Origin of the sequence: Pseudomonas sp. WS 5412, assembly GCF_012985615.1 — a bacterium.
GTDB classification, from domain to species: Bacteria; Pseudomonadota; Gammaproteobacteria; order Pseudomonadales; family Pseudomonadaceae; genus Aquipseudomonas; species Aquipseudomonas shahriarae.
Genome location: NZ_JAARMB010000009.1, coordinates 1 through 26,978, shown reverse-complemented (window position 1 = coordinate 26,978; position 26,978 = coordinate 1). Strand labels below are relative to the sequence as shown.

The following is a 26,978-nucleotide window of genomic DNA, read 5'->3' as shown; positions in this document are numbered from 1 at the left end:
CGGGTTATGCTCAAGCCCTACAAACCCGCTCAGACAGGGATGCTCCATGACCACCGTGACTGTGATCCGCCCGCGCGCCGAAGATGTCGAAGGCCAGCCCATCCTGCGCCCGCTGCCCTCGCGGGAATGCCGTAGCGTCGGGCCCTTCGTGTTTTTCGACCATATGCTCCAGACCCGCTATGCCCCTGGCAACGGCATGAATATCCGCCAGCATCCGCATATTGGCTTGTCCACCCTCACCTACCTGTTTGAAGGCGAACTCCTGCACAAGGACAGCCTCGGCTCCGATCAAGTGGTACAGGCCGGTGACGTCAGCTGGATGACCGCCGGCAGCGCCATTGCCCACGTCGAACGCACGCCCGACGCGCTCAAGGCCAAGGGGTTCGATCTGCATGGCCTGCAAGTGTGGCTGGCCTCACCCAAGGCACACGAGCAAGGGCCGGGGCATTACAGCCATCACCCTGCCGCCAGTTTGCCGGTCAGTGACAACCTCGGGGTGGTGATCCGCATGATCGCCGGCAGTGGCTTTTGCCTGGAATCACCGGTGCCAGTGCTGTCACCGACGCTGTATGCCGAAGTCCACATGCAAACCGCCACCACCCTGCTGATTCCGGATGAGCATGTGGAGCGGGCAGTGTATGTGCTGGAAGGTGATGCGCAGCTCGAGGGCGAACCCGTGGAACCCCATAGCCTGGTGGTGCTGCCGGCGGGCCAGAGCATGGCGCTGTTTGCCGAGACCGACTGCCATCTGGTGGTCTTCGGCGGTGCGCCACTGGATGGGCCACGGCGGATCAACTGGAATTTTGTCGCCAGTGACCCGGCATTGATCGAACAGGCTCGCCAGCGCTGGGCGGCCGGGGATTGGCCGACAGTGCTGGGCGAGGCAGGGAGAATTGAGCTGCCTCTGAGATAGCTATCGCGGGCAAGCCCGCCCTCACACTTGGAATGCCCTCCAACATGTGGGAGCGGGCTTGCCCGCGATGGGGCCAACTCAGGCGCTAAATATTCAGCCCTTGAACACTTCATCCAACAAATTATGCATCGCCTGGAACGCTCGCCCAGCGGTCTTGGCGTCGTACATCATCTTGCCCGGCACATTCGCCTGCGGGTCAGTGAACGAATGCACCGCGCCACCGTAGCTCAGCAATTGCCAATCCACCCCGGCCGCGTTCATCTCGTCTTCAAAGGCAGGCAACTGCTCTTTGGGCACCAACGGGTCAGAAGCGCCATGCAGCACCAGCACCGAACCCTTGATGTTCTTCGCGTCTGCCGGGTTGGGCGTGTCGAGGGTGCCATGGAACGACACCGCCGCCTTCAGCGGCGCGCCGGTACGCGCCAGCTCCAGAGAGCAGCAACCGCCAAAGCAGAAGCCAAAGGTCGCCAGCTTCGAGGTATCGACAGCCGCTTCGGCCTGGCCTTGCAGTTGTTCAAGGGCCGCCTGCATGCGCTTGTTGAGCAGCCCACGGTCATTCTTCAACGGCATCATTGCCGCGCCAGCTTCATCACCGTTCGACGGGCGCACCTGTTGCCCGTATAGATCGGCGATCAACACCACATAGCCCTTGCCGGCCACGGCCTTGGCGATCTCTTCGGCGCCTGCGCTGACCCCCATCCAGTTCGGCGCCATCAACAGGCCCGGCAGTGGGCCCTGGTGGCTGGCATCGAAGGCCAGGCGGCTTTCATAAGACTGGCCATCAATCTGATAGACCACGGAACGCACGGTGACTTGGCTCATCATTTTCTCCGGTTGATATCCATGAAAACGAAAAACCCCGCCGAAGCGGGGTTTTCTTGCAGCGTTGTTAAACCGACAGTTCAACCAACAGCTTGTTCAGTCGGCGCACGTAGGCGGCCGGGTCTTTCAAGCTGTCCCCTGCGGCCAGGGCCGCCTGGTCGAAGAGGATGTGCGACAGGTCGCCAAAGCGCTCTTCACTCTGCTCGCCGTCGAGTTTCTCGATCAGCGGGTGAGCCGGGTTGAATTCGAAGATCGGCTTGGAATCCGGCACCTTCTGCCCGCTGGCTTCCAGGATCTGGCGCATTTGCATGCCCAGGTCCTGCTCGCCAATGGCCAGGATCGCCGGGGAGTCGGTCAGACGGTGGGAAACCCGCACTTCGCTGACAGCATCGCCCAGGGCGGTCTTGATGCGTTCAACCAGGCCTTCTTTGGACTTGGCCACTTCTTCAGCGGCTTTTTTGTCCTCTTCCGAATCCAGGTTACCCAGGTCCAGGTCACCACGGGCCACATCGACAAAGCTCTTGCCGTCGAAGTCGCTGAGGTAGCTCATCAGCCACTCGTCGATACGGTCGGTGAGCAGCAGCACTTCGATGCCTTTCTTGCGGAAGACTTCCAGGTGCGGGCTGTTCTTGACCTGGGCGTAGGTTTCGCCGGTCAGGTAATAAATCTTGTCCTGACCTTCCTTGGCGCGAGCCAGGTACTCGGCCAGAGACACCACCTGCTCGCCGTCTTCGCCTTGAGTCGAGGCAAAACGCAGCAGGCCGGCGATTTTTTCCTTGTTGGCGAAATCTTCAGCCGGGCCTTCTTTCATGACCTGGCCGAAGTTTTTCCAGAAGCCCTTGTACTGCTCAGGCTCGTTCTTCGCCAGTTTTTCCAGCATGTCGAGTACACGCTTGGTCAGCGCCGACTTCATGGAGTCGATGATCGGGTCTTTCTGCAGGATTTCCCGCGACACGTTCAGCGACAGGTCGTTGGAGTCGACCACGCCCTTGATAAAGCGCAGGTACAGCGGCAGGAAGGATTCCGCCTGATCCATCACGAACACGCGCTGCACGTAGAGCTTCAGGCCTTTGGGCGCTTCACGCTGGTACAGGTCGAACGGAGCACGGGCCGGTACGTAGAGCAGCGAGCTGTATTCCAGCTTGCCTTCGACCTTGTTGTGGCTCCAGCTCAGTGGGTTCTCGTAGTCGTGGGCGATGTGCTTGTAGAACTCCTGGTATTCCTCGTCCTTGACCTCGGTACGCGGACGGGTCCACAGGGCGCTGGCGCGGTTGACCACTTCCCATTCCTGGGCTGGAGCCTCCTCGCCTTCGGCCGCCGCTTGTTCTTTCGGCAGTTCGATCGGCAGCGCGATATGGTCGGAGTACTTCTTGATGATATTGCGCAGGCGCCAGCCATCGGCGAATTCATCTTCACCGGACTTGAGGTGCAGCACGATGCGGGTACCGCGGTCGGCCTTGTCGACGGTGGCGATTTCGAATTCGCCCTCGCCCTTGGAGGCCCAGTGCACGCCTTCGCTGGCGTCGAGGCCGGCGCGGCGGCTGAACACTTCAACTTTGTCGGCGACGATAAAGGCCGAGTAGAAGCCCACGCCGAACTGGCCGATCAGGTGCGAATCTTTCTTCTGGTCGCCCGACAGGTTCTTCATGAAATCGGCGGTGCCGGATTTGGCGATAGTGCCCAAATGGGTAATCGCATCTTCACGGCTCATGCCGATGCCGTTGTCTTCGAGGGTGACGGTCTTGGCGTCCTTGTCGAAGCTCACACGGATTTTCAGTTCCGCGCCACCTTCCAGCAACTCAGGCTTGGACAGGGCTTCGAAACGTAATTTGTCGACAGCGTCAGAGGCGTTCGAGATCAATTCGCGAAGGAAGATTTCCTTGTTGGAATACAGCGAATGGATCATGAGGTGCAGCAGCTGCTTCACCTCGGTCTGGAAGCCCAGGGTTTCCTTTTGAGTTTCCACACTCATGGTCATCAAACTCCAATTGGATGGCAGTGGCCGCACCCGAAAGGGTTAGCGGCGGGTTGTCATCAAAGTTGGGGGCTAAGACCAGGATTTCAAGGGCGGGCCTGCTCCTGAATCTTGAAATGCGCGCGAGCGGTCGCGATAGGTTCGGCCGGGGTGCTTTGCCAGGCAGTGATTGCCACATTGGCCACCCGCCGTCCCTGGCGCCACACCTGGCAGGTGGCAAAGGTGTCGCGAAACTGCCCGGCCCGCAGGTAATCCAGGGAAAAATCGACGATCTTGGGCAAGCCTTTTTCAACCCCTGGGGTGCCCGTGGCCACCCATAGATGAAAGGCTGCCGACAGCTCCATAAAGCCTGCGATCACACCGCCATGGATGGCCGGCAATATCGGGTTACCAATATTGTCCTTGTTGGCCGGCATGCGAAACAGCAACTCATCCCCCAGGCGCGTGCATTCAACACCGATCAGCCTGGCGTAGGGGATCAGTTCGAGCAGCGCCTTATAGTCGCCCCGGTGATGGGCCTGTTGCATGCGGGTCTTGAATTGATGGGTCATGCCTGTTCTCCCTTGATGCTGCTGCCCAGTCCTTTGGTGCCCTTCAGGCGTTTGCCCATGCGCATGAACGTGCCCACCACATGGGCAATCGGCTGCTGGGGGTCATCCTGATAAGCGAAGCCACGGGTGAAAATCACATCGGTGGTCACCCGATAGCATTGGGCAAAGCCGAACACCGCCTTGTGCGGCTCGGCCGGGTGCATGTAGTCGATACGCAGATCCAGGGTCGGGCAGACCTCAAACTCCGGAAGCACACACAGAGTGGCCATGCCACAGGCCGTGTCCATCAGGGAGGTCAGGGCGCCGCCATGGATAATCCCGGTTTGCGGGTCACCGACAATCTGCGCGCTATAGGGCAAGAGCAAAGTCATGCCCTGGGGGCTCGCATCATGTACTTGGATGCCCAGGACCTGACAGTGACGCAGGGCCGAAACAAAACGTACAGCACGCTCTAAAAGGGGGCTATCGGTCATTGGATAAAGACTCTTATTAGTAGTGATCCGGCGAAACAAATACCCCGGAAGAAAGTTCCTTAGCGAAACAGCCTATATATCTGTGGGATTAAAGGAACTAATGCGTGCACCCCATGCTCGAAAGGCCAGTAGATATCTTCAATAAGGAGAAACACCCCATGCGCAAGACTTTCGCTGTTTCCTTGATGTTGGCTGCCGCCCTTGGCCTCGCTGCCTGCGATAAAAAATCCGAGGACAAAGCTCAGGATGCCAACCAGCATGCTGAACAAGCTCAAGAAAAAATGAGCGAAGCTCAGGATAAAGTGAACGACGCTGCAAAAGAAAACGCCGAAGCCGCCAAAGCCCAAGCTGAATCTGACGCCGCCGCCGCTAAAGAAGCTGCTCCAGCTACACCTGCAACCGGTTCCTGATACCGTGGTTTAAATACCACGTTGCAAAAGAAAGCCCGCTTAATAGCGGGCTTTACTTTGTGCGGAGCTTTTATCAAATCAGCAAAGTGCGAAATGTCGGACTAAGCATCAACAACAGTGAACACAGTAACCCCACCACCCACACCAGGCTGCGCTGCCATGCCAAGTCGGCCCAGTAGCACGCAAGATAGACTACCCGCGCAATCACAAAGATGATCGCCAGCCAATCAATCAGGTAGCCCTGGGTCTGAGTGGTATGGGCCATCAATACACCCACTGCAAACAAGATAAACGCTTCAAAACTGTTTTGATGAGCGGCCACTGCCCGTGCGCCGAAGCCGGTCAATTGCGCTTGCTGGCTGCGGGGAAGGTGGTTGTCATACCCGCCCTGCTCTTTCATGGCCTTGCCCACGGGCATGCGCGCCACGAAAATCAGCAGTGCACTGATAAATACACACCAGAACGGAATACTCACGATGTTGCCTCCTTGGTCGCTTCAGGCATCGGTGCCTCTGTAGGGGTATAGACCATGACCTCCAGAACGTCGGAATGAAATTCCCGGCGATACAACACCAGCACCACCCCGCTGCTCATCAGCATGAACAGCCAGGGGCTGACAAACCAGGCAAGCATGGTCATGCCGAAGTAATAGGAACGCAGGCCGAAGTTGAACTGGTTGGCGGCCATCGAAATCACCCGCGCAGCCCGTGAGGCAAACGCCTTGCGCTCCTGCTCGGAGACGTGGCGTTCACCGACCATCGGCGCCGAGCCAATCAGGATCGCCGCGAAGTTGTACTGGCGCATGCACCAACTAAAAGTAAAGAACGCATAGACAAACACCAGAGCCAGGCACAGCAGCTTGATCTCCGACATACCCTGGGACGCCTGCTGCACCATGGGAATGTCCGCCAGCAGCGAGACCGCGCGCTCCGAAGCCCCCAGCACGGTAAGGATACCGGCGAGGATGATCAGGGTGCTGGAGGCGAAAAACGAGGCGTTGCGTTCCAGGTTGCCAATCACGCTGGCATCGGCGATGCGGTTGTCGCGCAGGAGCATGCGGCGCATCCAGTCTTCGCGATACAGGTGCAGCACACTGGCCAGGCAGGCCGTGTCCCGGGCTTTCCAGCTGGCGTAGCGGGTGTAGCCGCCCCAGCAGATGACGAACCACAGTGCAGCAAGCAAGTGAATCAGGTTGGCTTCGACAAATGACATGCGGGTCCTCTAAACAAATGGGGCTGGCTAACTCGGCCAATGTAGAAGCTGGCTTGCCTGCGAAAGCGGTGGATCAGTCGGCCTGATACCGACTGGATGGACGCCATCGTAGGCAGGCCAGCCCCCACACTGACCGTGCTCCTGATCTGGAAAATTCATCACCCTTTCGACGTTAGCCCACAAAAAAAGGCACTGCCCACCGCCCATAAAAAATGCCCCGGATCGTTTGATACGGGGCATTTCGATGTCAGCGTGTGACGAGCGCTTTAGGCGATGGCTTCGCTGCGCTTGCCGAGCATACGGTCAACCCCGAATGCAGCCACCAGGGTAATCACACAAGGCACCAGCCAGGCCAGGCCTTGCTCGCTCAATGGCAGGTTAGCCATTTGCGCAGGCATCCAACCCGCCAGCCCCGCACCCTTAAGGGCGTCGATGGTGCCAAAGATAAACGACACCAACATCACCGGGCCCAGGATGCGGCCATGCTCATGCCAGAAGTCTTTGCAGAAGCTCAGCGCCACCAGCACGATGCACGGCGGGTAGATGGCGGTCAGTACCGGGATCGAGAACGCGATCAGCTTGGTCAGGCCCAGGTTAGACACCAGCAGCGAAAACGCAGCAAGGATCACCACCAGAGTCTTGTAGGACAGTGGCAATACCCGGCTGAAGTACTCGGCGCAGGCACAGGTCAGGCCCACGGCGGTGACCAGGCACGCCAGGGAGATCAGCACCGCGAGGAAACCGCTGCCCAGGGAGCCAAAGGTGTGTTGAACATAGGCGTGCAACACGGCTGCGCCGTTGGCTGCACCGGCGGCCACTTCATGGCTGCCCGAACCGAGGCGGAACAGGCTGATGTACACCAGCGCCAGGCCCAGGCCGGCAATCAGCCCGGCAATGATCGCGTAGCGGGTGATCAACTGCGGCGACTCGACACCACGGGAGCGGATAGCGTTGACGATCACGATGCCAAACACCAGCGCGCCCAGGGTATCCATGGTCAGGTAACCATTGATAAAGCCCTGGGAGAACGGTGCGGCGACGTACTCAGGCGTAGCAACGCCGATATCACCCGCAGGCAGAGCAAAGGCCGCGATACCCAGGACCGCCAGCGCAATGATTTTCAGCGGCGCGAGAAAACGGCCGACGGTATCCAACAGGCGCCCTGGGTACAGGGAGATGAAGAACACCAGCAGGAAGTACACCGAGCTGTAGAGGAACAGTGCCAGCGGGCTTTCGCCGGTCAATGGCGCCAGGCCGACTTCAAACGACACCGTCGCGGTACGCGGGGTGGCGAACAATGGCCCGACTGCCAGGTAGCACGCGGCAGCCAGGATGCCACCGGCGACCTTGCCGATAGGGCTGCTCAACGCGTCCATGCCACCGCCGACCTTGGCCAGGGCGATGACCGTAACCACCGGCAGACCGACTGCGGCGATCAGGAAACCCAGCGCCGCCATCCAGACATGCGGCCCGGACTGCAAACCAACGATAGGCGGGAAGATGATGTTGCCGGCGCCCACGAACAGGGCAAAAGTCATAAAGCCCAACGCCAGGATATCCTGGCCTTTCAACACTTTCATTTGAGGAAATACCACACTACTGAATCGGAATTTAGAGGGGGATTCCCTATGGATGAGGGAAATACTGCCGGCCCTTATGGGGACCGACCGGTCTAGCACGCGGCTTCCTTTTGGGATGCAGGCGCATAAAGAGGCGGCAAGAGTACCGAATTTGTCTGACAAACGCACTGTTGCGGGGCGGACTGTCCGATAAGCGACACTTTGATGTCGCGTTTTCATACTTAATTTCGCAATGCTGTCCACTGTGGGAGCTGGCTTGCCTGCGATGCAAGCGGCGCGGTGATACAGGCAAGCCAAGGTGATGCAATCGCAGGCACGCCAGCTCCCACAGTGGATGGCAGAATGCACAAAGGCCACCCGAAGGTGGCCTTTGTGTGGTGAAGCGTCAGTTAAGCGCGAGGCTTACTTGATCGCCCAGCCAGTCAGCTCGGACAAAGCCTTGCCGATGTCTGCCAGCGAACGCACGGTTTTCACGCCTGCGTCTTCCAGGGCAGCAAACTTCTCGTCTGCAGTACCCTTGCCGCCAGAGATGATTGCGCCAGCATGGCCCATGCGCTTGCCCGCAGGGGCAGTCACACCAGCGATGTAGGAAACAACTGGCTTGGTCACGTGTGCCTTGATGTAGGCAGCCGCTTCTTCTTCAGCCGAACCGCCGATCTCACCGATCATCACGATCGCTTCGGTCTTCGGGTCTTCCTGGAACAGTTTCAGGATGTCGATGAAGTTCGAGCCTGGGATCGGGTCACCGCCGATGCCGACGCAAGTCGACTGACCGAAACCGGCGTCAGTGGTCTGCTTCACAGCTTCGTAGGTCAGGGTGCCGGAACGGGAAACGATACCGACTTTGCCTGGCAAGTGAATGTGACCTGGCATGATGCCGATCTTGCATTCGCCTGGAGTGATCACGCCTGGGCAGTTAGGGCCGATCAGGGTAACACCCAGCTCGTCGCACTTAACTTTAGCGTCCAGCATGTCCAGGGTAGGAATGCCTTCGGTGATGCAAACGATCAGCTTGATGCCGCCGAATGCCGCTTCCAGGATGGAGTCTTTGCAGAAAGGAGCTGGAACGTAGATCACGCTGGCGGTGGCGCCAGTTTGAGCTACAGCTTCTTTCACGGTGTTGAACACTGGCAGGCCCAGGTGCTCGGTGCCGCCTTTGCCCGGAGTTACGCCACCAACCATCTTGGTGCCGTATTCGAGGGCTTGCTGGGTGTGGAAGCTACCTTGCGAACCGGTAATACCCTGGCAGATAACTTTGGTGTCTTTATTGATCAGGACGCTCATTATTTGCCCTCCGCAGCTTTGACAACTTGTTGAGCAGCGTCGGTCAGGCTGGTTGCAGCGATGATGTTCAAACCGCTTTCTGCCAGTACTTTAGCGCCCAGTTCAGCGTTGTTACCTTCAAGGCGTACAACAACCGGGATTTTCACGCCGACTTCTTTCACTGCACCGATGATGCCTTCGGCAATCATGTCGCAACGAACGATGCCGCCGAAGATGTTGACCAGTACTGCAGCGACGTTGGAGTCGGACAGGATGATCTTGAATGCTTCGGTAACGCGTTCTTTGGTAGCACCGCCGCCTACGTCGAGGAAGTTGGCTGGTTTGCCGCCATGCAGGTTGACGATGTCCATGGTACCCATGGCCAGGCCAGCACCGTTGACCATGCAACCGATGTTGCCTTCCAGGGCTACGTAGTTCAGTTCGAACTTGGCAGCGTGCGCTTCGCGCGGATCGTCTTGCGACGGATCGTGGAAAGTCTTCAGCTTAGGCTGACGGTACATGGCGTTGGCGTCGATGTTGATCTTGGCGTCGAGGCAATGCAGATCGCCGTCAGCCTTGATCACCAGCGGGTTCACTTCCAGCAGGGCCAGATCGTGATCCTGGAACAGTTTGGCCAGACCTACGAAGATCTTGGCGAACTGGGCAACTTGCTTGCCTTCCAGACCCAGCTGGAAAGCCAGCTCGCGACCCTGGAATGGCTGAGCGCCAACCAGTGGATCGATAGTGGCTTTCAGAATTTTTTCTGGGGTTTCGTGAGCGATCTTCTCAATGTCCACGCCACCTTCGGTGGAAGCCATGAACACGATGCGACGGCTCGAACGGTCAACGACAGCGCCCAGGTACAGCTCTTTAGCGATATCAGTGCACGATTCAACCAGGATCTTGGTGACTGGCTGGCCATTGGCGTCAGTCTGGTAAGTCACCAGACGCTTGCCCAGCCACTGCTGTGCGAAGGCCTTGGCGTCTTCTTTGCTGCGAACCAGCTTAACGCCGCCCGCTTTACCGCGACCACCAGCGTGGACCTGGGCTTTGACAACCCATTCAGTACCGCCGATTTTGTCGCAAGCTTCTGCTGCTGCTTCCGGGGTGTCTACTGCGTAGCCCTTGGAAACTGGCAGGCCGTACTCAGCGAACAGCTGCTTACCCTGATACTCGTGAAGATTCATGCTTTTTACCGTCTTCGTTAGGTACTGCGCATTCGGCGCTGCGCTCATTATGAGTGCCGCGCCACCTGTGACTGCTGCTTGCCCAGCTCCACCGCCCTAAGGCCGGCAAAGCTGCGCAAGACTGCGTCCAGCGGATATTCCGCGGTGAGTCTTGCGCGCAAGGCTCACGACGGGCAACCGCCGTGGTTTCTTATTATCTTGCTTAGCGCTTCTTCTTGTTGGCAATGTGGATGGCATGGCCATTCACTGCCAACGCGGCTTCGTGCAACGCTTCAGACAGGGTCGGATGGGAGAAAACCATCATGCCGATGTCTTCGGCGCTGGTGCCGAATTCCATACCGATAGCGCCCTGCTGAACCAGCTCTGCTGCGCCTGGGCCAATCACGTGGACACCCAGTACGCGGTCAGTCTTGGCATCAGCGATGACTTTGACAAAGCCGCCAGTGTCGTTCGCTGCCATGGCACGGCCAGAAGCGGCAAACGGGAAGGTGCCGACGTTAACTTCAACGCCTTCAGCTTTCAACTGCTGTTCGTTCTTACCAACCCATGCAATTTCCGGGTGGGTGTAGATGACCGAAGGGATCAGGTCGTAGTTCATCTGGGTCTTGTGACCCTTGATGCGCTCAACCACCATGATGCCTTCTTCAGAAGCCTTGTGCGCGAGCATCATGCCGCGAACCACGTCGCCGATGGCGTAGACGCCAGGTACGGTGGTAGCGCAGTGATCGTCAACATGGACAAAGCCACGCTCGTCGATGGTCACGCCGCTGTCAGCTGCCAGCAGATCAGTGGTCACTGGACGGCGACCAACGGCAACGATCAGCTTGTCGAAAGTGATGGTCTGTTCGCCATCCTTGTCGGTGTAGGTCACGACAACTTCTTCGCCGTTGACTTTCGAACCGGTCACGCGAGCGCCCAGCTTGATGTCCAGACCTTGTTTGGTCAGGGTTTTCAGCGCTTCTTTGGACACTGCGGTGTCGGCAGCCAGCAGGAACGTGTCCAGGGCTTCCAGCACGGTCACTTGCGAACCCAGACGGGACCACACCGAACCCAGTTCCAGGCCGATCACGCCGGCGCCGATCACGCCCAGGCGTTTTGGTACCGCTTGGAATTCCAGGGCGCCGGTCGAATCGACGATCACGTTCTGATCAACAGGAGCAGGCGGAATGTCGATTGGACGCGAACCTGGAGCCAGGATCACGTTTTCGGCTTCGATGATTTCAGTCGAACCGTCTGGCTTGGTGATTTCAACTTTCTTGCCGGCCAGCAGTTTGCCGTGACCTTGCAGGGAAGTGACGCCATTGGCCTTGAACAGGGTAGCAACGCCAGAGGTCAGGCCTTTAACGATGTTGGCCTTGCGGCCGACCATTGCTGGCACGTCCATGGTCACGCCAGCGTGGTTGATGCCGTGGATGGCAAAACCGTCCTGGGCTTCGTGGAATTTCCAGGAGCTGTCCAGCAGCGCCTTGGAAGGAATGCAACCGACGTTCAGGCAGGTACCGCCCAGGGCCAGTTTGCCTTCCTTGTCGGTGTATTTTTCGATGCAAGCAGTCGAGAGGCCCAGTTGAGCGGCCTTGATGGCGGCCACGTAGCCGCCAGGGCCCGCACCAATCACTACAACGTCAAATTTCTGAGACATGAAAATAGATCCTCTATTTTAGCGACAAGCTTCAAGCCTCAAGTTGCGAGCCAAGCTGCTCATTCCGGCAGCTTGCAGCTCGCAACCCGAAGCTGCTTCTATCAGATATCCAGGAGCAAGCGAGCCGGGTCTTCCAGCAGATTCTTGATGGTCACCAGGAACGTCACGGCTTCTTTACCGTCGATCAGGCGGTGATCGTAGGACAGTGCCAGGTACATCATCGGACGGATCACGACCTGGCCGTTGATGGCCATCGGACGCTGGATGATGTTGTGCATGCCCAGGATCGCAGCTTGTGGCGGGTTGACGATCGGGGTCGACATCATCGAACCGAAGGTACCACCGTTGGTGATGGTGAAGGTACCGCCGGTCATCTCGTCGATGGTCAGCTTGCCGTCACGGGCTTTCTTGCCGAAGCCGGCGATGCCGCCTTCGATTTCAGCCAGGCTCATCAGTTCGGCGTTACGCAGGACCGGTACTACCAGGCCACGGTCGCTGGACACGGCAACGCCGATGTCAGCATAGCCGTGGTAGACGATGTCGCCGCCGTCGATGGAAGCGTTGACTGCCGGGAAGCGCTTCAGGGCTTCGGTGGCCGCTTTCACGAAGAACGACATGAAGCCCAGGCGCACGCCATTGTGGGACTTCTCGAACAGGTCCTTGTACTTCGAACGCAGGGCCATGACTTCAGTCATGTCGACTTCGTTGAACGTGGTCAGCATGGCCATGTTCGACTGTGCTTCAACCAGGCGCTTGGCCACGGTGGCACGTACGCGAGTCATCGGTACGCGCTTCTCGGTGCGGTCGCCAGCAGCGAATACAGGCGCAGCGGCAGCTGGAGCAGCAGCCTTGGCAGGTGCGGCAGCCGGAGCGTTTTTCTTGGCTTCGACAGCAGCAACCACATCTTCCTTGGTCACACGGCCGTCTTTGCCGGTGCCTTTGATGGAAGCCAGGTTGATGCCGTTTTCTTCAGCCAGCTGACGCGCAGCCGGTGCAGCGATTGGATCTTCACCACCCGCAGCCGGAGCGGCAGCAGCAGGTGCGGCAGCCGGAGCAGCAGCGGCGGCTGGAGCAGCGGCAGCAGCACTGCCCTCTTCGATCGAACCCAGTACCTGGTTGGACAGGACGGTAGCGCCTTCTTCGGCAACGATGGCGCCCAGGACGCCGTCGGCTTCGGCCAACACTTCCAGAACAACCTTGTCGGTCTCGATGTCGACGATCAGGTCGTCACGCTTGACGGCCTCGCCTGGTTTCTTGTGCCAGGTGGCAACGGTGCCATCGGCAACCGATTCCGGGAATGACGGGGCTTTGATTTCGATAGCCATTATCTGTGGGTCCTTAAAATTCGGTTTCAGTCAGCGCGAAGGCGTTAAACAGTGAAAGCATCTTGCAGCAGTTTTTCCTGCTGCTCGGCGTGCATCGACGCATAACCACACGCAGGTGCAGCAGAAGCATCACGGCCGGCATACTCCAGGCTCAGGGCCTTGTTGTGGTTACCGATGCTGCGACGCAGATGATGCTGGCTGCTGTACCACGCGCCCTGGTTCATCGGTTCTTCCTGACACCACACCACGTGGGTGAGGTTGGTGTAAGGCGCGATGGCCTCCATCAGGTCGTCTTCCGGGAACGGGTAAAGCTGCTCGATACGCACGATGGCGATGTCTTCGCGGCCTTCGGCACGACGTTTTTCCAGCAAGTCGTAGTAAACCTTGCCGCTGCACAGGATCAAGCGAGTGACCTTGGCTGCGTCCAGGGTGTCGATTTCCGAAATAACGGTCTGGAACGAACCGTCGGCCAGATCTTCCAGGGTCGAGATGGCCAATTTGTGACGCAACAGCGATTTCGGAGTCAGCACTACCAGCGGCTTGCGCAGCGGGCGGATCACCTGGCGACGCAGCAAGTGGTAGATCTGGGCCGGGGTAGTCGGCACGCACACCTGGATGTTGTGCTCAGCGCACAATTGCAGGTAACGCTCCAGACGGGCCGAGGAGTGCTCCGGACCCTGACCTTCATAACCGTGTGGCAGCAACATGGTCAGACCGCACAGACGGCCCCACTTGTGCTCGCCGCTGGTGATGAACTGGTCGATAACCACCTGGGCACCGTTGGCGAAGTCGCCGAACTGGGCTTCCCAGATCACCAGCGCGTTTGGCGTGGTGGTCGAGTAACCGTATTCGAACGCCAGAACGGCTTCCTCGGACAGGAACGAATCGTACAGGTCGAAACGTGGCTGGCCTTCATACAGGTTCTGCAACGGGATGTAGGTGCCCGCGTCTTTCTGGTTGTGCAATACCGCGTGACGGTGCGAGAACGTACCGCGGCCGATGTCCTGGCCGGTCATGCGGATCGGGTGACCTTCGAACGCCAGGGTCGCGTACGCCATGGTTTCAGCGTAACCCCAGTTGATCGGCAGGCCGCCGGCTTGCATCTTCTGACGGTCTTCGTAGATCTTCGCAACCTGGCGCTGTACGACGAAGCCGTCTGGAATTTCCAGCAGCTTGGCAGACAGTTCCTGCAGGGTTTTCAGATCGAACGAAGTGTCATGACGTGCAGTCCAGGCGTGGCCCAGGTACGGACGCCAGTCCACGAACAGCTCTTTGTTCGGCTCTTTGACCAGGCTTTTTACTACATGCAGACCATTGTCCAGGGCGTTGCGGTATTCGTCGATTTTCGCCTGAACACGCGCGTCATCCAATACACCGGCCTTGGTCAGGCTTTCGGCGTACAGCTCACGGGTGGTGCGCTGCTTGGTGATCTGCTGGTACATCAACGGTTGGGTGCCGCTAGGCTCATCCGCTTCGTTGTGACCGCGACGGCGGTAGCAAACCAGGTCGATGACCACGTCACGCTTGAACTGCATGCGGTAGTCAATGGCCAGTTGGGTCACGAACAATACGGCTTCCGGATCATCCCCATTCACATGGAGGATCGGCGCCTGGATCATCTTGGCAACGTCGGTCGCGTACTCGGTAGAGCGTGCGTCCAGCGGGTTGCTGATGGTGAAACCAACCTGGTTGTTGATAACGATGTGAACCGTGCCACCGGTCTTGAAGCCGCGAGTCTGCGACATCTGGAACGTTTCCAGGACCACGCCTTGACCGGCGAATGCCGCGTCACCGTGGATGGAAATCGGCAGAACCTTCTCACCGGTGGAGTCGTTGCGACGATCCTGACGAGCACGCACCGAACCCTCGACCACTGGAGAAACGATTTCCAGGTGGGACGGGTTGAACGCCATGGCCAGGTGAACTTCACCGCCGGTGGTCATCACGTTGGACGAGAAGCCCTGGTGGTATTTAACGTCACCGGAACCCAGCTCGACCTTCTTCTTGCCTTCGAACTCGTCGAACAGCTCGCGCGGGTTCTTGCCGAAGGTGTTGACCAACACGTTCAGGCGACCACGGTGAGCCATGCCGATCACGATTTCCTTGGTGCCGTAGGAACCGGAACGCTGGATCATCTCGTCAAGCATCGGAATCAGGCTCTCGCCGCCTTCCAGGCCGAAACGCTTGGTGCCTGGGTATTTGGTGCCCAGGTATTTTTCAAGGCCTTCGGCAGCGGTGACGCGCTCAAGCAGGTGGCTGCGCACATCGGCGGACAGCACCGGACGGCCACGCACGCCTTCCAGGCGATGCTGGAACCAGTGGCGCTGCTCGGAATCGGTGATGTGCGTAAATTCAGCGCCGATGGTGCGGCAATATGTCTGCTGCAACGCTTCGTGAATTTCGCGTAGGCTCGCTTCCTCTTTGCCGATGAACAGGTCGCCGGCACGGAAGGTCGTATCAAGATCGGCATTGGTCAAGCCGTAGTGATTGATCGACAGGTCCGCAGGTGCAGGACGCTGCCACAGCCCCAGCGGATCAAGCTGGGCTGCCTGGTGGCCACGCATACGGTAGGCCTGGATCAGTCGCAGTACTTCAACTTGCTTCTTCTCGTGCTCACTGCTCACGCTTCCGGCGGAAACCGGCTGGGCGCGGCGCTGGTTCTTTGCCAGCAGCACAAATTGATCGCGAATTGTTGCATGCGATACATCGGTGGCAGCGTTGCCGTCTGAAGACAACGTCTGAAATTTGGTGCGCCATTCTTCTGGCACAGCGTTAGGGTCGTGCAGGTAGAGCTCATAAAGCTCTTCCACATAGGCAGCGTTACCACCTGAAAGATAGCCGCTGTTCCACATGCGCTGCATCACGCTTTCTTGCATGCTTGGTCACCCTCGATTTGGGGACACCACCGGCGAAAACACCGAGTTTGCTTGCAAAAGGCCAAGTGCAGCGACCAAAACAAGCCACTTAGGATCACGCTGATAGTTCGGGTACCAACCCGAATGCCCCTGCTTGTCTCATTTCTTCAAAATAAGAGCCGCGGCTTTGTAAGTCGCTGCTCAAGTTAAAACTACGGCGCCGGTTGAAGCCTGCGCCGTAGCATTTACGGGCACAACGGTCCTGCTTTTACTACAACGTCTTACACGCCGCTTTGCAGCAGCATGTTACGGATGTGACCAATGGCCTTAGTCGGGTTCAGGCCTTTGGGACATACGTTGACGCAGTTCATGATCCCGCGGCAGCGGAATACGCTGAACGGGTCATCCAGTGAAGCCAGACGCTCGGCCGTCTTGGTGTCACGGCTGTCTGCCAGGAAGCGATAGGCTTGCAGCAGTGCAGCTGGACCCAGGAACTTGTCCGGGTTCCACCAGAAGGACGGGCAAGAGGTCGAGCAGCAAGCGCACAGGATGCACTCGTACAGACCGTCGAGCTTTTCGCGCTCTTCCGGGGACTGCAGACGCTCGATGGCCGGAGCCGGCGTGTCGTTCTGCAGGAATGGCTTAACCTTTTCGTATTGCTTGTAGAAGATGCTCATATCGACGACCAGGTCACGGATAACCGGCAAACCTGGCAGTGGACGTACAACAAGCTTGTTCTTCTTGACCACGGCCGACAGCGGCGTGACGCAAGCCAGGCCGTTTTTGCCGTTGATGTTCATGCCGTCGGAGCCGCAGACACCTTCACGGCAAGAGCGACGATAGGAGAAACCCTCGTCCTGCTCTTTGATCAGGGCCAGCACATCCAGCACCATCAGGTCTTTACCACCGGTATCGACCTCAAATTCCTGCATGAACGGCGCAGCGTCCTGATCAGGGTTGTAGCGATAAACACTGACTTTCAACATGGCAGCCACCCTTAGTAAGTCCGAATTTTCGGTTCAAACGTCGGAACCGTCTTCGGCGAGAAGTTCACGGCACGCTTGGTTACGCGCTTGTCACCCGGGAAGTACAGGGTGTGGCACAACCAGTTTTCGTCATCGCGATCTTCAAAGTCTTCACGAGCGTGAGCACCACGGGATTCTTTACGAACCTCGGCGGCAATCGCAGTCGCTTCAGCCACTTCCAGCAGGTTTTGCAGTTCAAGGGCTTCGATACGAGCGGTGTTGAACGCCTGGCTCTTATCGTTGATCTTGACGTTGGCAATCCGCTTGCGCAGGTCTGCCAGCTGGGCAATACCCTTCTGCATGTATTCGCCAGTACGGAATACACCGAAGTAGTTCTGCATGCAGCTTTGCAGCTCGCGACGCAGGGTTGCTACGTCTTCGCCATCAGTACGCTCGTTCAGAGCATTCAGGCGTGCCAGGGCAGCCTCGATGTTGGCGTCGGTCGCGTCATCGTATTCGATGCCGTCGGTCAGGGCTTTTTCCAGGTGCAGGCCGGCAGCGCGGCCGAATACCACCAGGTCGAGCAGCGAGTTGCCGCCCAGACGGTTGGCACCGTGAACCGATACGCAAGCCACTTCGCCTACCGCGAACAGACCATGAATGATCTCGTCCACGCCTTCGGCGTTCTGGGTGATCGCCTGGCCATGAATGTTGGTCGGCACGCCGCCCATCATATAGTGGCAAGTTGGAACTACTGGTACTGGAGCAACCACCGGGTCAACGTGTGCGAAGGTCTTGGACAGTTCGCAGATACCTGGCAGGCGGCTGTGCAGCACTTCTTCGCCCAGGTGATCGAGCTTCAGCATCACGTGGTCGCCGTTCGGGCCGCAACCGTTGCCGGCGATGATTTCTTTAACCATCGAACGGGCAACCACGTCACGACCGGCAAGGTCCTTGGCGTTCGGAGCATAACGCTCCATGAAACGCTCGCCGTGCTTGTTGATCAGGTAACCGCCTTCACCACGGCAACCTTCTGTAACCAGTACACCGGCGCCGGCGATGCCGGTTGGGTGGAACTGCCACATTTCGATGTCTTGTACCGGCACGCCTGCACGCAGGGCCATGCCAACGCCGTCACCGGTGTTGATCAGGGCGTTGGTGGTCGAAGCGTAGATACGACCTGCACCGCCCGTCGCCAGCACGGTAGCCTTGGCGCGGATGTAGGTGGTTTCACCGGTTTCGATGCAGATAGCGATCACGCCGACGAATGCGCCGTCCTGGTTCTTCACCAGGTCAACCGCGTAGTACTCGTTCAGGAACGTGGTGCCGGCTTTCAGGTTGCCCTGATAAAGAGTGTGCAGCAGTGCGTGACCGGTACGGTCGGATGCCGCGCAGGTACGGGCAGCCTGGCCGCCTTTACCGTAATCCTTCGACTGGCCGCCGAATGGACGCTGGTAGATACGACCCTGTTCGGTACGGGAGAACGGCAGACCCATGTGGTCCAGCTCGAACACCGCAGCCGGGCCTTCCTGACACATGTACTCGATAGCGTCCTGGTCGCCGATATAGTCGGAACCCTTGACGGTATCGTACATGTGCCAGCGCCAGTCATCGTTCGGATCCGCAGAAGCGATGGCGCAGGTGATGCCACCCTGGGCCGATACGGTGTGGGAACGGGTCGGGAACACCTTGGTGATCACGGCAGTCTTGTGACCGCCCTGGGCCAGCTGCAGTGCAGCGCGCATGCCGGCGCCGCCGCCACCAATAATGATGGCGTCAAAAGAAATCGTTGGAATGTTAGCCATGAATCAGATACCCCAGAGAATCTGCACACCCCAGACGAAGTAAGCGAACATTGCGACGCCGCATACTGCCTGGAAAAGGAAACGTACTGCAGTCGCGGACTTGCCCAGCGCCATCGGCGTCAGGTAGTCGGTCGCGATGGTCCACATGCCGACCCAGGCGTGAGCGCCCAGGGCCACAAGGGCGAGCAGACTGAAGATACGCATCCCGTTGTGGGAGAACAGACCGTGCCATTGGGCGTAGCCAATGCCAGGGTTTGCAACGAGGTACCCGATCAGGAAAATGAAATAAGCCGCGAGAACGACCGCAGACACACGCTGCGCCATCCAGTCATAGAGGCCTGAACGCGATAGGTTCGTAACGCTGGTTACCATATCCAAACTCCTGCCAGAACGATCAGCACCACGGAAATGGCGATGATGATTTTCGAGCCCAGGCGGCCGCCTTCCAGCGTCTCACCGATGCCCATATCCATGATCAAGTGGCGCACACCGGCTACCAGGTGATACAGCAGAGCGGACAGGAGGCCCCATGCTACGAACTTGGCCAGCGGGCTGGTCAAGCATGCCTTCACCTCGGCGTATCCTTCCTCGGAACCCAGGGATTTGCTCAATGCATAAAGCATGATGCCCAAGCCCAGGAACAGGATGATGCCGGAAACACGGTGCAGGAACGACGTAACGCCGGTGATGGGGAGTTTGATGGTCCTTAGGTCTAGGTTTACAGGTCGTTGGCTATTCACGGCTTTTTTTCACACTGAAGAGCCCCTAACAATCAGGGCAAAGTTGTTGGGGAGTGCACTGGTCAGGTAAGCACCACCCAGGGAGTGCGACCCCCAATGAAAGCAAGCCCAAAAGCCCTTGGCGGTCGGTGGCCGAGTATAGACAGTTAGGCTACTAATGACAACGCGCACTCCTCACCCTAATAGCTGATTGCGCTGACGGGATAAAAGGCGTAAACGGCAGGCAATTTCGAGGAAAAAGTACGGTTAAAGCCTTCTGGAGCAAGACTTTAGGCAAATTGACATCTGGATTTATATCAATATAGTGGTGCGGGCCCTGCGTGGGGGGTCTGTCTGATGATTTGAAGCATAAATAGGAGGCCACATGGCTGACAAAAAAGCGCAGTTGATCATCGAGGGCGCAGCCCCCGTCGAGCTGCCCATTTTAACCGGCACCGTTGGTCCCGATGTTATCGACGTACGGGGCCTGACGGCCACGGGCCGTTTCACTTTCGACCCAGGCTTCATGTCGACCGCTTCTTGCGAGTCGAAGATTACCTATATCGACGGCGATAATGGCATTCTGCTACATCGCGGCTACCCGATCGAACAACTGGCCGAGAAATCGGACTACCTGGAAACCTGCTACCTGCTGCTAAATGGCGAATTGCCAACAGCCGAGCAAAAGGCCCAGTTTGTCAGCACCGTGAAGAACCACACCATGGTTCACGAGCAGTTGAAGACCTTCTTCAACGGCTTCCGTCGCGACGCCCACCCAATGGCCGTCATGTGCGGTGTAGTCGGCGCCCTGTCGGCCTTCTACCACGACTCCCTGGACATCAATAACCCGCAGCATCGCGAAATCTCCGCGATCCGTCTGGTTGCCAAGATGCCCACCCTGGCCGCAATGGTTTACAAGTACTCCATGGGCCAGCCCATGATGTACCCGCGCAACGACCTGACGTACGCGGAAAACTTCCTGCACATGATGTTCAACACCCCGTGCGAGATCAAACCGATCAGCCCGGTGCTGGCCAAGGCCATGGACCGGATCTTCATCCTCCATGCCGACCACGAACAGAACGCCTCGACGTCCACCGTGCGCCTGGCGGGCTCCTCGGGTGCCAATCCGTTCGCCTGTATCGCCGCGGGCATCGCTGCACTGTGGGGCCCTGCCCACGGCGGTGCAAACGAAGCCGTATTGACCATGCTCGATGAAATCGGCGATGTGTCCAACATCGACAAGTTCATCGCCAAGGCCAAGGACAAGAACGATCCGTTCAAGCTGATGGGCTTCGGTCACCGGGTCTACAAGAACCGCGACCCGCGCGCCACCGTCATGAAGCAGACCTGCGACGAAGTGTTGAAGGAACTGGGCATCAACAACGATCCGCAACTCGAACTGGCCATGCGCCTGGAAGAGATCGCGCTGACCGACCCGTACTTCATCGAACGCTCGCTGTACCCGAACGTCGACTTCTACTCGGGGATCATCCTCAAGGCGATCGGCATTCCAACCAGCATGTTCACCGTGATCTTCGCCCTGGCGCGGACCGTGGGCTGGATCTCCCACTGGAAAGAAATGCTCTCCAGCCCGTACAAGATTGGCCGCCCGCGCCAGCTGTACACCGGCTACGAGTCGCGTGACATTACCAAGCTGGAAGACCGCAAGTAAGCATTCAACTGCTTAGCTGCATTGAGAACGGCCTCCCTTAGTGGAGGCCGTTTTGTTTGTGCTGCCTGACATACCGCTTTCGCGAGCAAACCCACAGTTGACCGCATTTCAAAGGATGAACGCGGTCAACTGTGGGCTTGCTCGCGAAGGCAATAGCGCAGGCAACACAGAACCCCAGGCAAAAAAAACCGGCCTTTCGACCAGGGCATTTCTTACTGAGCTACAACCTAAGCGGTTGACCGCCCCGCTCGCCCCAGGCCAGTCTGCGAGCGCACAAACTGCGGGAAGCGCTTTCACTGCCGCCACCGATTTATGGGTGATGGAGAAGAGCCAGTGATCATCCAGAACAGCGCCGGGTACTCCCATAGCTGACCGCATCGCCCGGGCGCACATCATTCAACTGTGGGAGCCGGGCTTGCCCGCGATGAGGCCGACCCAAACACTACAAATCATCCAGCCAAAAAAATACCCCGGCCTTTCGACCGGGGCATTTCTTATTGAGCTACAACCTTAGTGGTTGACCGCCCCGCTCGCCCCCAGGCCAGTCTGCGAACGCACAAACTGCGGGAAGTACAGCGCCCGTTCTTTCACTGCCGCCGCCGACTTGTCGGTGATGGAGAAGAACCAGATACCCACGAACGCGATGATCATCGAGAACAGCGCCGGGTACTCGTACGGGAAGATTGCTTTTTCATGGTGCAGGATCGAGACCCAGATGGTCGGGCCCAGGACCATCAGGCCAACCGCACTGACCAGACCCAGCCAGCCACCAATCATCGCGCCACGGGTGGTGAGGTTTTTCCAGTACATGGAAAGCAGCAGCACCGGGAAGTTACAGCTGGCGGCAATGGAGAACGCCAGGCCGACCATGAACGCGATGTTCTGGCTTTCAAACAGGATACCCAGACCAATCGCCAGCACTGCCAGGGCGATGGTGGTGATCTTCGACACGCGAATCTCATCCTTCTCGTTGGCCTTGCCTTTCTTGATCACGCTGGCATACAGGTCATGGGACACCGCCGAAGCACCGGCCAGGGTCAAACCGGCAACCACCGCGAGGATGGTGGCAAACGCCACGGCCGAGATGAAGCCCAGGAAGATACTGCCGCCCACCGCGTTGGCCAGGTGCACCGCCGCCATGTTGTTACCACCCAACAGAGCGCCTGCTGCATCCTTGAACGCCGGGTTGGTGCTGACCAGCAGAATCGCGCCGAAGCCGATGATAAAGGTCAGGATGTAGAAGTAGCCGATAAAGCCAGTGGCATACAGCACGCTCTTGCGGGCTTCTTTAGCGTCACTCACGGTGAAGAAGCGCATCAGGATGTGTGGCAGGCCAGCTGTACCGAACATCAGGGCCAGGCCCAGGGAGAACGCCGAGATCGGGTCTTTTACCAGGCCGCCAGGGCTCATGATCGCCTCACCTTTAGGGTGAACCTTGATCGCCTCGGAGAACAGCAGGTTGAAGTCGAAGTTGACGTGCTTCATCACCATCAGTGCCATGAACGAAGCACCGGACAGCAGCAGCACTGCCTTGATGATCTGTACCCAGGTGGTCGCCAGCATGCCGCCGAACAACACATAGAGGCACATCAGGATACCCACCAGGATCACCGCAACATGGTAATCAAGGCCGAACAGCAACTGGATCAGCTTGCCGGCGCCGACCATCTGCGCAATCAGGTAGAACGCCACCACCACCAGCGAACCACAAGCCGACAGGCTGCGGATCTGGGTTTGCCCGAGGCGATAGGACGCTACGTCGGCAAACGTGTACTTGCCCAGGTTACGCAGGCGCTCGGCGATCAGGAACAGAATGATCGGCCAGCCCACCAGGAAGCCGATCGAGTAGATCAGGCCATCGTAGCCAGAGGTGAACACCAGTGCGGAAATCCCCAGGAAGGACGCCGCCGACATGTAGTCGCCGGCAATCGCCAGGCCGTTCTGGAAACCGGTGATCTTGCCGCCAGCGGCATAGTAGTCAGCCGCCGAGTTGTTACGCTTGGACGCCCAGTAGGTGATGCACAATGTTGCGCCGACAAAGGCGACAAACATCAGGATCGCCGCAACGTTCAACGGTTGCTTGTGCACTTCACCGGTCAATGCGTCCGCCGCCCAAACGGCAGGAGCAAAAAGCGAAGCGCCGAATACAGCCAATAGACGACGGATCATTGCGCAGCCTCCTTGAGAATCGCATTGTTCAGGTCGTCGAATTCGCCATTGGCGCGTCGCACGTAGATGCCTGTGAGCACAAAGGCCGAGACAATCAGCCCAACCCCAATCGGGATCCCCCAGGTGATGGACGACTCAGGGCTGATCTTGGCCCCCAAGACTTGTGGCCCATAAGCAATCAACAGGATGAATCCGGAATACAGCCCGAGCATGATCGCCGAGAGAATCCAGGCGAACCTTTCCCTTTTTCTCACCAGCTCCTTGAAGCGCGGGCTGTTTTGAATCGAGAGGTAAATGCTGTCGTTCATTGTTTTTATCCTCGCAGCACAGCTTTTTTATTATTGGAACATATCCACTGTATGCGGCTGCGGGAGAGGTTCCAGACGACCTTAGTCTTAGAACCAGTGTAGCGAGGGTTTGGGAGGTGACAGAAACAATTGCGGGAGTGAGCTTATGTGAGAGCGGGCTTGCCCGCTCCCACACAAGGCACACCACCAATACTTTTCAGGGGGTCAAGGAGCGGTCCACTCAGCCACACGCTCAGGGTGCTTGGCCACCCAATCCTTGGCCGCCGCATCTGGCTTGGCACCTTCCTGGATAGCGAGCATTACTTCGCCGATTTCATCCTTGGAGGCCCACTGGAATTTCTTCAGGAACGCCGCGACTTCCGGGGCTTTCTTTTCCAGGCCCTTGCTGCCGATGCTATTGACCGTCTCGGCGGCGCCATAGATGCCTTTTGGATCGTCAAGGAAACGCAGCTTCCACTTGGCGAACATCCAGTGTGGCACCCAGCCGGTCACCGCAATGGAATCCTGCTTGTCTTCGGCACGGGTCAACTCAGCGATCATTGCCGCCCCGGAACTGGCCTGCAGCTTATAGTCCAGGCCATATTGCTTGATGGCTTCGTCAGTCTTGAGCATCACGCCCGAACCGGCATCAATGCCAACGATCTTGTTCTTGAAGGTGGTGTCGGTCTTCAAGTCCTCGATGGACTTGGCCTTGACGTACTCCGGCACGATCAAACCGATCTTCGCATCCTTGAAGTTGGGGCCGTAGTCGACCACTTTGTCCTTGTTCTTGGTCCAATACTCGCCGTGGGTGACCGGCAGCCAGGCCGAAAGCATGGCGTCCAGTTTGCCAGTGGCCACGCCCTGCCACATGATCCCGGTGGCAACCGCCTGCAGTTTCACGTCATAGCCGAGTTTTTGCTTGATCACTTCAGCCGCCACGTGGGTGGTGGCGACACTGTCCGACCAGCCGTCCACATAACCGAGGCTCAGGGTCTTGCTGTCGGCGCTGGCCAGTGTGGAACTCATCGCAACTACCAAGGTGGCAGCTGCGCCCAAGAGTCGTCGCATCTTCATAGTGCTTCCCCGAAAGTGCTGCGCCCGACGGATGCCGAGCGACGTCAACCTGTTGTCATGTGGTGCCGTTCGATCATCAACCTGCTGAACCTGTGGACCTGCTCTGACTACGACCTCAGCGGAGCAAGAAACGACATCACAACGCCAGCAGGAAAATTCCTAGGACGCAGCGTCAAAATCCCGCCCGAACTTTGCATGTCAAAATTATGCGGTCCCCCTGAAAACCGGCAAATGCAGGTAAGATGCGCGGCTTTGTTCCCACACGGCCTGACCATGACCGCGACTGCCCGCTTCCCCTTCATGCCTTATGTATTTGCCTTGCTGCTCGGCCTGTTCGCGCTGGGCGGCTACTGGTATGGCCTCGGCCAGCCAGTTGTGCTGCCGGACGTCGCCAGCGCCAGCCACAAGTTGCAATGCGCGTCCTACACGCCCTTCGACAAGGACCAGTCACCGTTCGACCAGCCGTTCAAACTGCGCCCCGAGCGCATGGACGCCGACCTGGCATTGCTGGCCACGCGCTTTGAGTGCATCCGCACCTACTCCATGACCGGCCTCGAAGCCCTGCCGGACCTGGCGCGCAAACACGGCCTGAAGTTGATGATCGGTGCCTGGATCAACAGCAACCCGGTGGACAACGCCAAGGAGGTCGACCTGCTGATCGCCTCGGCCAATGCCAACCCTGACGTGGTCACGTCGGTGATCGTCGGCAACGAAGCCCTGTTGCGCAAGGAAATCACCGCCACGCAGTTGGTGAAGCTGATCGAAAAGGTCAAAAGCCAGATCCAGCAGCCGGTCACCTATGCCGATGTCTGGGAGTTCTGGCTGCAACACCCGGAAATTGCCCCGGCGGTGGATTTCCTGACCATTCACTTGTTGCCGTATTGGGAAGATGACCCGGCGGGGATCGACCAGGCTCTGCGCCATGTCGGCGATATTCGCCAGACCTTCGGCAACCGCTTCGCCCCCAAGGACGTGATGATTGGCGAAACCGGCTGGCCCAGCGAAGGCCGCCAGCGGGAAACCGCAGTGCCGAGCCGGGTCAACGAAGCCAAGTTCATTCGCGGTTTTGTCGCCATGGCCGAAGCCAATGGCTGGCATTACAACCTGATCGAAGCCTTTGACCAGCCGTGGAAACGCGCCAGCGAAGGGGCGGTCGGCGGTTACTGGGGGCTGTTTGATGCCGATCGCCAGGACAAGGGCATCCTGGCCGGCCCGGTCACCAATGTGCCGTACTGGCCGCTGTGGCTGGGCGTTGGCGGGCTGATCCTACTGGGCACCCTGGTGCTCGGCGGGCGTGTGCGCAGTACCCGCGCCGCGTTGTTGCTGCCATTACTGGGCGCGGTGGCGGCGGGCTCGATTGGCAGCTGGGCCGAACTGACCCGAGTGACCGCGCGCTTCACTGATGAATGGATCTGGGCCGGGCTGTTGCTGGCCCTGAACCTGTTGGTGCTCGCCCATGGGGCCCTGGCCTTGAGCGCTCGCCAGGGTTGGCGCGCACGGGCCTACGCCTGGCTGGAGCAGCGCGCTGGCTGGTTAATTGCATTCGCAGGGTTCGCCACGGCGGTAATGATGCTGGCACTGGTGTTCGACCCACGCTACCGCAGCTTCCCCACTGCCGCCCTGCTGCTGCCGGCGCTGGTCTACCTACTGCGCCCGGTCAGGGGGCCACGCCGGGAAATGGCCCTGCTGACCTTCATCATCGGCGCCGGCATTGCACCGCAGCTGTACCGCGAAGGCTTGATGAACCAGCAGGCCCTGGGTTGGGCGCTGGTCAGTGTGTTGATGGTTGCAGCCTTGTGGCGTTGCCTGCGGGTGCGCAATCCCTGAGATCGCTATCGCACCGCTCCCACATTTTGATTTGTGAATACATTCAAATGTGGGAGCTGGCTTGCCTGCGATGGCGGTACATCAGCCAATACATTTATCGACTGATACAGCGCCATCGCAGGCAAGCCAGCTCCCACAGGTATATGCGCACGCTTCGACGATCAGGTCGGCTGTCAGGCCGCCTCGCTTTGCTTTTGATCTGAGGCGCCCCGTTAAACCACGCTGGCCGTCATCCGATATTGATTTGGG

The 26,978-nt window shown here is 58.5% G+C and carries 23 protein-coding genes; 4 read left to right on the top strand and 19 right to left on the bottom strand.

What is annotated here, in order from left to right; all coding sequences use genetic code 11:
- Positions 1-46 precede the first annotated feature (46 nt).
- On the top strand, positions 47-913 hold the full coding sequence (locus HBR94_RS13650; protein ID WP_170044976.1) for a pirin family protein: 867 nt from the start codon (positions 47-49) through the stop codon (positions 911-913).
- A 93-nt stretch (positions 914-1,006) separates the two neighbouring features.
- Here the strand turns inward: HBR94_RS13650 and HBR94_RS13645 are convergent, their stop codons facing one another.
- The 4 genes from HBR94_RS13645 to HBR94_RS13630 all read right to left on the bottom strand — a co-directional run bounded on the left by HBR94_RS13645 (position 1,007) and on the right by HBR94_RS13630 (position 4,734).
- Complete coding sequence (locus tag HBR94_RS13645) at positions 1,007-1,735, bottom strand: dienelactone hydrolase family protein (protein ID WP_057958988.1); 729 nt, start codon at positions 1,733-1,735, stop codon at positions 1,007-1,009.
- A gap of 67 nt (positions 1,736-1,802) precedes the next feature.
- Positions 1,803-3,707, bottom strand: coding sequence for a molecular chaperone HtpG (htpG, locus tag HBR94_RS13640; protein ID WP_057438909.1), 1,905 nt, complete (start codon positions 3,705-3,707; stop codon positions 1,803-1,805).
- Positions 3,708-3,796: 89 nt separating this feature from the next.
- Positions 3,797-4,261 (bottom strand): PaaI family thioesterase, encoded by a 465-nt coding sequence (locus tag HBR94_RS13635; protein WP_057958987.1) that lies wholly within the window; start codon positions 4,259-4,261, stop codon positions 3,797-3,799.
- Positions 4,258-4,734, bottom strand: coding sequence for a PaaI family thioesterase (locus HBR94_RS13630; protein WP_170044975.1), 477 nt, complete (start codon positions 4,732-4,734; stop codon positions 4,258-4,260). The genes HBR94_RS13635 and HBR94_RS13630 overlap by 4 nt, the downstream gene beginning before the upstream one ends.
- A 158-nt stretch (positions 4,735-4,892) precedes the next feature.
- On the opposite strand from HBR94_RS13630, the gene HBR94_RS13625 reads away from it, so the two are divergent.
- The gene (locus HBR94_RS13625; protein WP_029292691.1) at positions 4,893-5,144 is read left to right on the top strand and encodes a hypothetical protein; all 252 of its coding nucleotides are present in this window, start codon (positions 4,893-4,895) and stop codon (positions 5,142-5,144) included.
- A gap of 73 nt (positions 5,145-5,217) precedes the next feature.
- Here HBR94_RS13625 and HBR94_RS13620 read toward each other — a convergent pair whose 3' ends face one another.
- The 12 genes from HBR94_RS13620 to sdhC form a co-directional block, all read right to left on the bottom strand.
- Positions 5,218-5,619 (bottom strand): MAPEG family protein, encoded by a 402-nt coding sequence (locus HBR94_RS13620; RefSeq protein WP_057438866.1) that lies wholly within the window; start codon positions 5,617-5,619, stop codon positions 5,218-5,220.
- Entirely contained in the window at positions 5,616-6,356 is a 741-nt protein-coding gene (locus tag HBR94_RS13615) for a DUF599 family protein (protein ID WP_057958986.1), read from the bottom strand. Before HBR94_RS13615 ends, HBR94_RS13620 begins: the two co-directional genes overlap by 4 nt.
- A gap of 266 nt (positions 6,357-6,622) precedes the next feature.
- Positions 6,623-7,936 (bottom strand): branched-chain amino acid transport system II carrier protein, encoded by a 1,314-nt coding sequence (gene brnQ / locus HBR94_RS13610; RefSeq protein WP_170044974.1) that lies wholly within the window; start codon positions 7,934-7,936, stop codon positions 6,623-6,625.
- A 402-nt stretch (positions 7,937-8,338) separates the two neighbouring features.
- On the bottom strand, positions 8,339-9,220 hold the full coding sequence (gene sucD, locus HBR94_RS13605) for a succinate--CoA ligase subunit alpha (RefSeq protein ID WP_057438865.1): 882 nt from the start codon (positions 9,218-9,220) through the stop codon (positions 8,339-8,341).
- Entirely contained in the window at positions 9,220-10,386 is a 1,167-nt protein-coding gene (sucC, locus tag HBR94_RS13600) for an ADP-forming succinate--CoA ligase subunit beta (RefSeq protein WP_003233235.1), read from the bottom strand. The genes sucD and sucC overlap by 1 nt, the downstream gene beginning before the upstream one ends.
- A 202-nt stretch (positions 10,387-10,588) precedes the next feature.
- Complete coding sequence (gene lpdA / locus HBR94_RS13595; RefSeq protein ID WP_057958985.1) at positions 10,589-12,025, bottom strand: dihydrolipoyl dehydrogenase; 1,437 nt, start codon at positions 12,023-12,025, stop codon at positions 10,589-10,591.
- A 101-nt stretch (positions 12,026-12,126) separates the two neighbouring features.
- On the bottom strand, positions 12,127-13,350 hold the full coding sequence (odhB, locus tag HBR94_RS13590; RefSeq protein ID WP_057438862.1) for a 2-oxoglutarate dehydrogenase complex dihydrolipoyllysine-residue succinyltransferase: 1,224 nt from the start codon (positions 13,348-13,350) through the stop codon (positions 12,127-12,129).
- Positions 13,351-13,394: 44 nt separating this feature from the next.
- Complete coding sequence (locus HBR94_RS13585) at positions 13,395-16,226, bottom strand: 2-oxoglutarate dehydrogenase E1 component (protein WP_057438861.1); 2,832 nt, start codon at positions 16,224-16,226, stop codon at positions 13,395-13,397.
- A gap of 260 nt (positions 16,227-16,486) precedes the next feature.
- Positions 16,487-17,191 (bottom strand): succinate dehydrogenase iron-sulfur subunit, encoded by a 705-nt coding sequence (locus tag HBR94_RS13580; RefSeq protein ID WP_057438860.1) that lies wholly within the window; start codon positions 17,189-17,191, stop codon positions 16,487-16,489.
- A gap of 11 nt (positions 17,192-17,202) precedes the next feature.
- Positions 17,203-18,975, bottom strand: a complete 1,773-nt coding sequence (sdhA, locus tag HBR94_RS13575; protein ID WP_076963916.1) for a succinate dehydrogenase flavoprotein subunit — start codon at positions 18,973-18,975, stop codon at positions 17,203-17,205.
- Between the two features lie 3 nt (positions 18,976-18,978).
- Positions 18,979-19,347, bottom strand: coding sequence for a succinate dehydrogenase, hydrophobic membrane anchor protein (gene sdhD / locus HBR94_RS13570; RefSeq protein ID WP_029292670.1), 369 nt, complete (start codon positions 19,345-19,347; stop codon positions 18,979-18,981).
- A complete protein-coding gene (gene sdhC, locus HBR94_RS13565) occupies positions 19,341-19,715 on the bottom strand; it encodes a succinate dehydrogenase, cytochrome b556 subunit (protein WP_003172804.1) in 375 nt (124 codons plus the stop codon). Before sdhC ends, sdhD begins: the two co-directional genes overlap by 7 nt.
- A 364-nt stretch (positions 19,716-20,079) precedes the next feature.
- Here sdhC and gltA point away from each other — a divergent pair, with 364 nt between their 5' ends.
- Positions 20,080-21,369, top strand: a complete 1,290-nt coding sequence (gene gltA / locus HBR94_RS13560; RefSeq protein WP_003222994.1) for a citrate synthase — start codon at positions 20,080-20,082, stop codon at positions 21,367-21,369.
- Between the two features lie 510 nt (positions 21,370-21,879).
- On the opposite strand, the gene HBR94_RS13555 is transcribed toward gltA, so the two are convergent.
- The 3 genes from HBR94_RS13555 to HBR94_RS13545 all read right to left on the bottom strand — a co-directional run bounded on the left by HBR94_RS13555 (position 21,880) and on the right by HBR94_RS13545 (position 24,902).
- Positions 21,880-23,538: a cation acetate symporter gene (locus HBR94_RS13555; RefSeq protein ID WP_057958982.1), complete on the bottom strand. Its 1,659-nt coding sequence runs from the start codon at positions 23,536-23,538 to the stop codon at positions 21,880-21,882.
- The gene (locus HBR94_RS13550; protein ID WP_057438858.1) at positions 23,535-23,846 is read right to left on the bottom strand and encodes a DUF485 domain-containing protein; all 312 of its coding nucleotides are present in this window, start codon (positions 23,844-23,846) and stop codon (positions 23,535-23,537) included. Before HBR94_RS13550 ends, HBR94_RS13555 begins: the two co-directional genes overlap by 4 nt.
- Before the next feature lie 204 nt (positions 23,847-24,050).
- Positions 24,051-24,902, bottom strand: a complete 852-nt coding sequence (locus tag HBR94_RS13545; RefSeq protein WP_057438857.1) for a glycine betaine ABC transporter substrate-binding protein — start codon at positions 24,900-24,902, stop codon at positions 24,051-24,053.
- A 273-nt stretch (positions 24,903-25,175) separates the two neighbouring features.
- Between HBR94_RS13545 and HBR94_RS13540 the strand changes: the two genes are divergently transcribed.
- Positions 25,176-26,729, top strand: a complete 1,554-nt coding sequence (locus tag HBR94_RS13540) for a glycosyl hydrolase family 17 protein (protein ID WP_057438907.1) — start codon at positions 25,176-25,178, stop codon at positions 26,727-26,729.
- Positions 26,730-26,978: the final 249 nt, after the last annotated feature.

What these genes read in the sequence shown, in the direction of transcription:
- HBR94_RS13650 (WP_170044976.1), top strand. Translation starts at nt 47, where the DNA reads ATGACCACCGTGACTGTGATCCGCCCGCGCGCCGAAGATGTCGAAGGC.
- HBR94_RS13645 (WP_057958988.1), bottom strand. Translation starts at nt 1,735, where the DNA reads ATGAGCCAAGTCACCGTGCGTTCCGTGGTCTATCAGATTGATGGCCAG.
- htpG (WP_057438909.1), bottom strand. Translation starts at nt 3,707, where the DNA reads ATGAGTGTGGAAACTCAAAAGGAAACCCTGGGCTTCCAGACCGAGGTG.
- HBR94_RS13635 (WP_057958987.1), bottom strand. Translation starts at nt 4,261, where the DNA reads ATGACCCATCAATTCAAGACCCGCATGCAACAGGCCCATCACCGGGGC.
- HBR94_RS13630 (WP_170044975.1), bottom strand. Translation starts at nt 4,734, where the DNA reads ATGACCGATAGCCCCCTTTTAGAGCGTGCTGTACGTTTTGTTTCGGCC.
- HBR94_RS13625 (WP_029292691.1), top strand. Translation starts at nt 4,893, where the DNA reads ATGCGCAAGACTTTCGCTGTTTCCTTGATGTTGGCTGCCGCCCTTGGC.
- HBR94_RS13615 (WP_057958986.1), bottom strand. Translation starts at nt 6,356, where the DNA reads ATGTCATTTGTCGAAGCCAACCTGATTCACTTGCTTGCTGCACTGTGG.
- brnQ (WP_170044974.1), bottom strand. Translation starts at nt 7,936, where the DNA reads ATGAAAGTGTTGAAAGGCCAGGATATCCTGGCGTTGGGCTTTATGACT.
- sucD (WP_057438865.1), bottom strand. Translation starts at nt 9,220, where the DNA reads ATGAGCGTCCTGATCAATAAAGACACCAAAGTTATCTGCCAGGGTATT.
- sucC (WP_003233235.1), bottom strand. Translation starts at nt 10,386, where the DNA reads ATGAATCTTCACGAGTATCAGGGTAAGCAGCTGTTCGCTGAGTACGGC.
- lpdA (WP_057958985.1), bottom strand. Translation starts at nt 12,025, where the DNA reads ATGTCTCAGAAATTTGACGTTGTAGTGATTGGTGCGGGCCCTGGCGGC.
- odhB (WP_057438862.1), bottom strand. Translation starts at nt 13,350, where the DNA reads ATGGCTATCGAAATCAAAGCCCCGTCATTCCCGGAATCGGTTGCCGAT.
- HBR94_RS13585 (WP_057438861.1), bottom strand. Translation starts at nt 16,226, where the DNA reads ATGCAAGAAAGCGTGATGCAGCGCATGTGGAACAGCGGCTATCTTTCA.
- HBR94_RS13580 (WP_057438860.1), bottom strand. Translation starts at nt 17,191, where the DNA reads ATGTTGAAAGTCAGTGTTTATCGCTACAACCCTGATCAGGACGCTGCG.
- sdhA (WP_076963916.1), bottom strand. Translation starts at nt 18,975, where the DNA reads ATGGCTAACATTCCAACGATTTCTTTTGACGCCATCATTATTGGTGGC.
- sdhD (WP_029292670.1), bottom strand. Translation starts at nt 19,347, where the DNA reads ATGGTAACCAGCGTTACGAACCTATCGCGTTCAGGCCTCTATGACTGG.
- gltA (WP_003222994.1), top strand. Translation starts at nt 20,080, where the DNA reads ATGGCTGACAAAAAAGCGCAGTTGATCATCGAGGGCGCAGCCCCCGTC.
- HBR94_RS13555 (WP_057958982.1), bottom strand. Translation starts at nt 23,538, where the DNA reads ATGATCCGTCGTCTATTGGCTGTATTCGGCGCTTCGCTTTTTGCTCCT.
- HBR94_RS13550 (WP_057438858.1), bottom strand. Translation starts at nt 23,846, where the DNA reads ATGAACGACAGCATTTACCTCTCGATTCAAAACAGCCCGCGCTTCAAG.
- HBR94_RS13545 (WP_057438857.1), bottom strand. Translation starts at nt 24,902, where the DNA reads ATGAAGATGCGACGACTCTTGGGCGCAGCTGCCACCTTGGTAGTTGCG.
- HBR94_RS13540 (WP_057438907.1), top strand. Translation starts at nt 25,176, where the DNA reads ATGACCGCGACTGCCCGCTTCCCCTTCATGCCTTATGTATTTGCCTTG.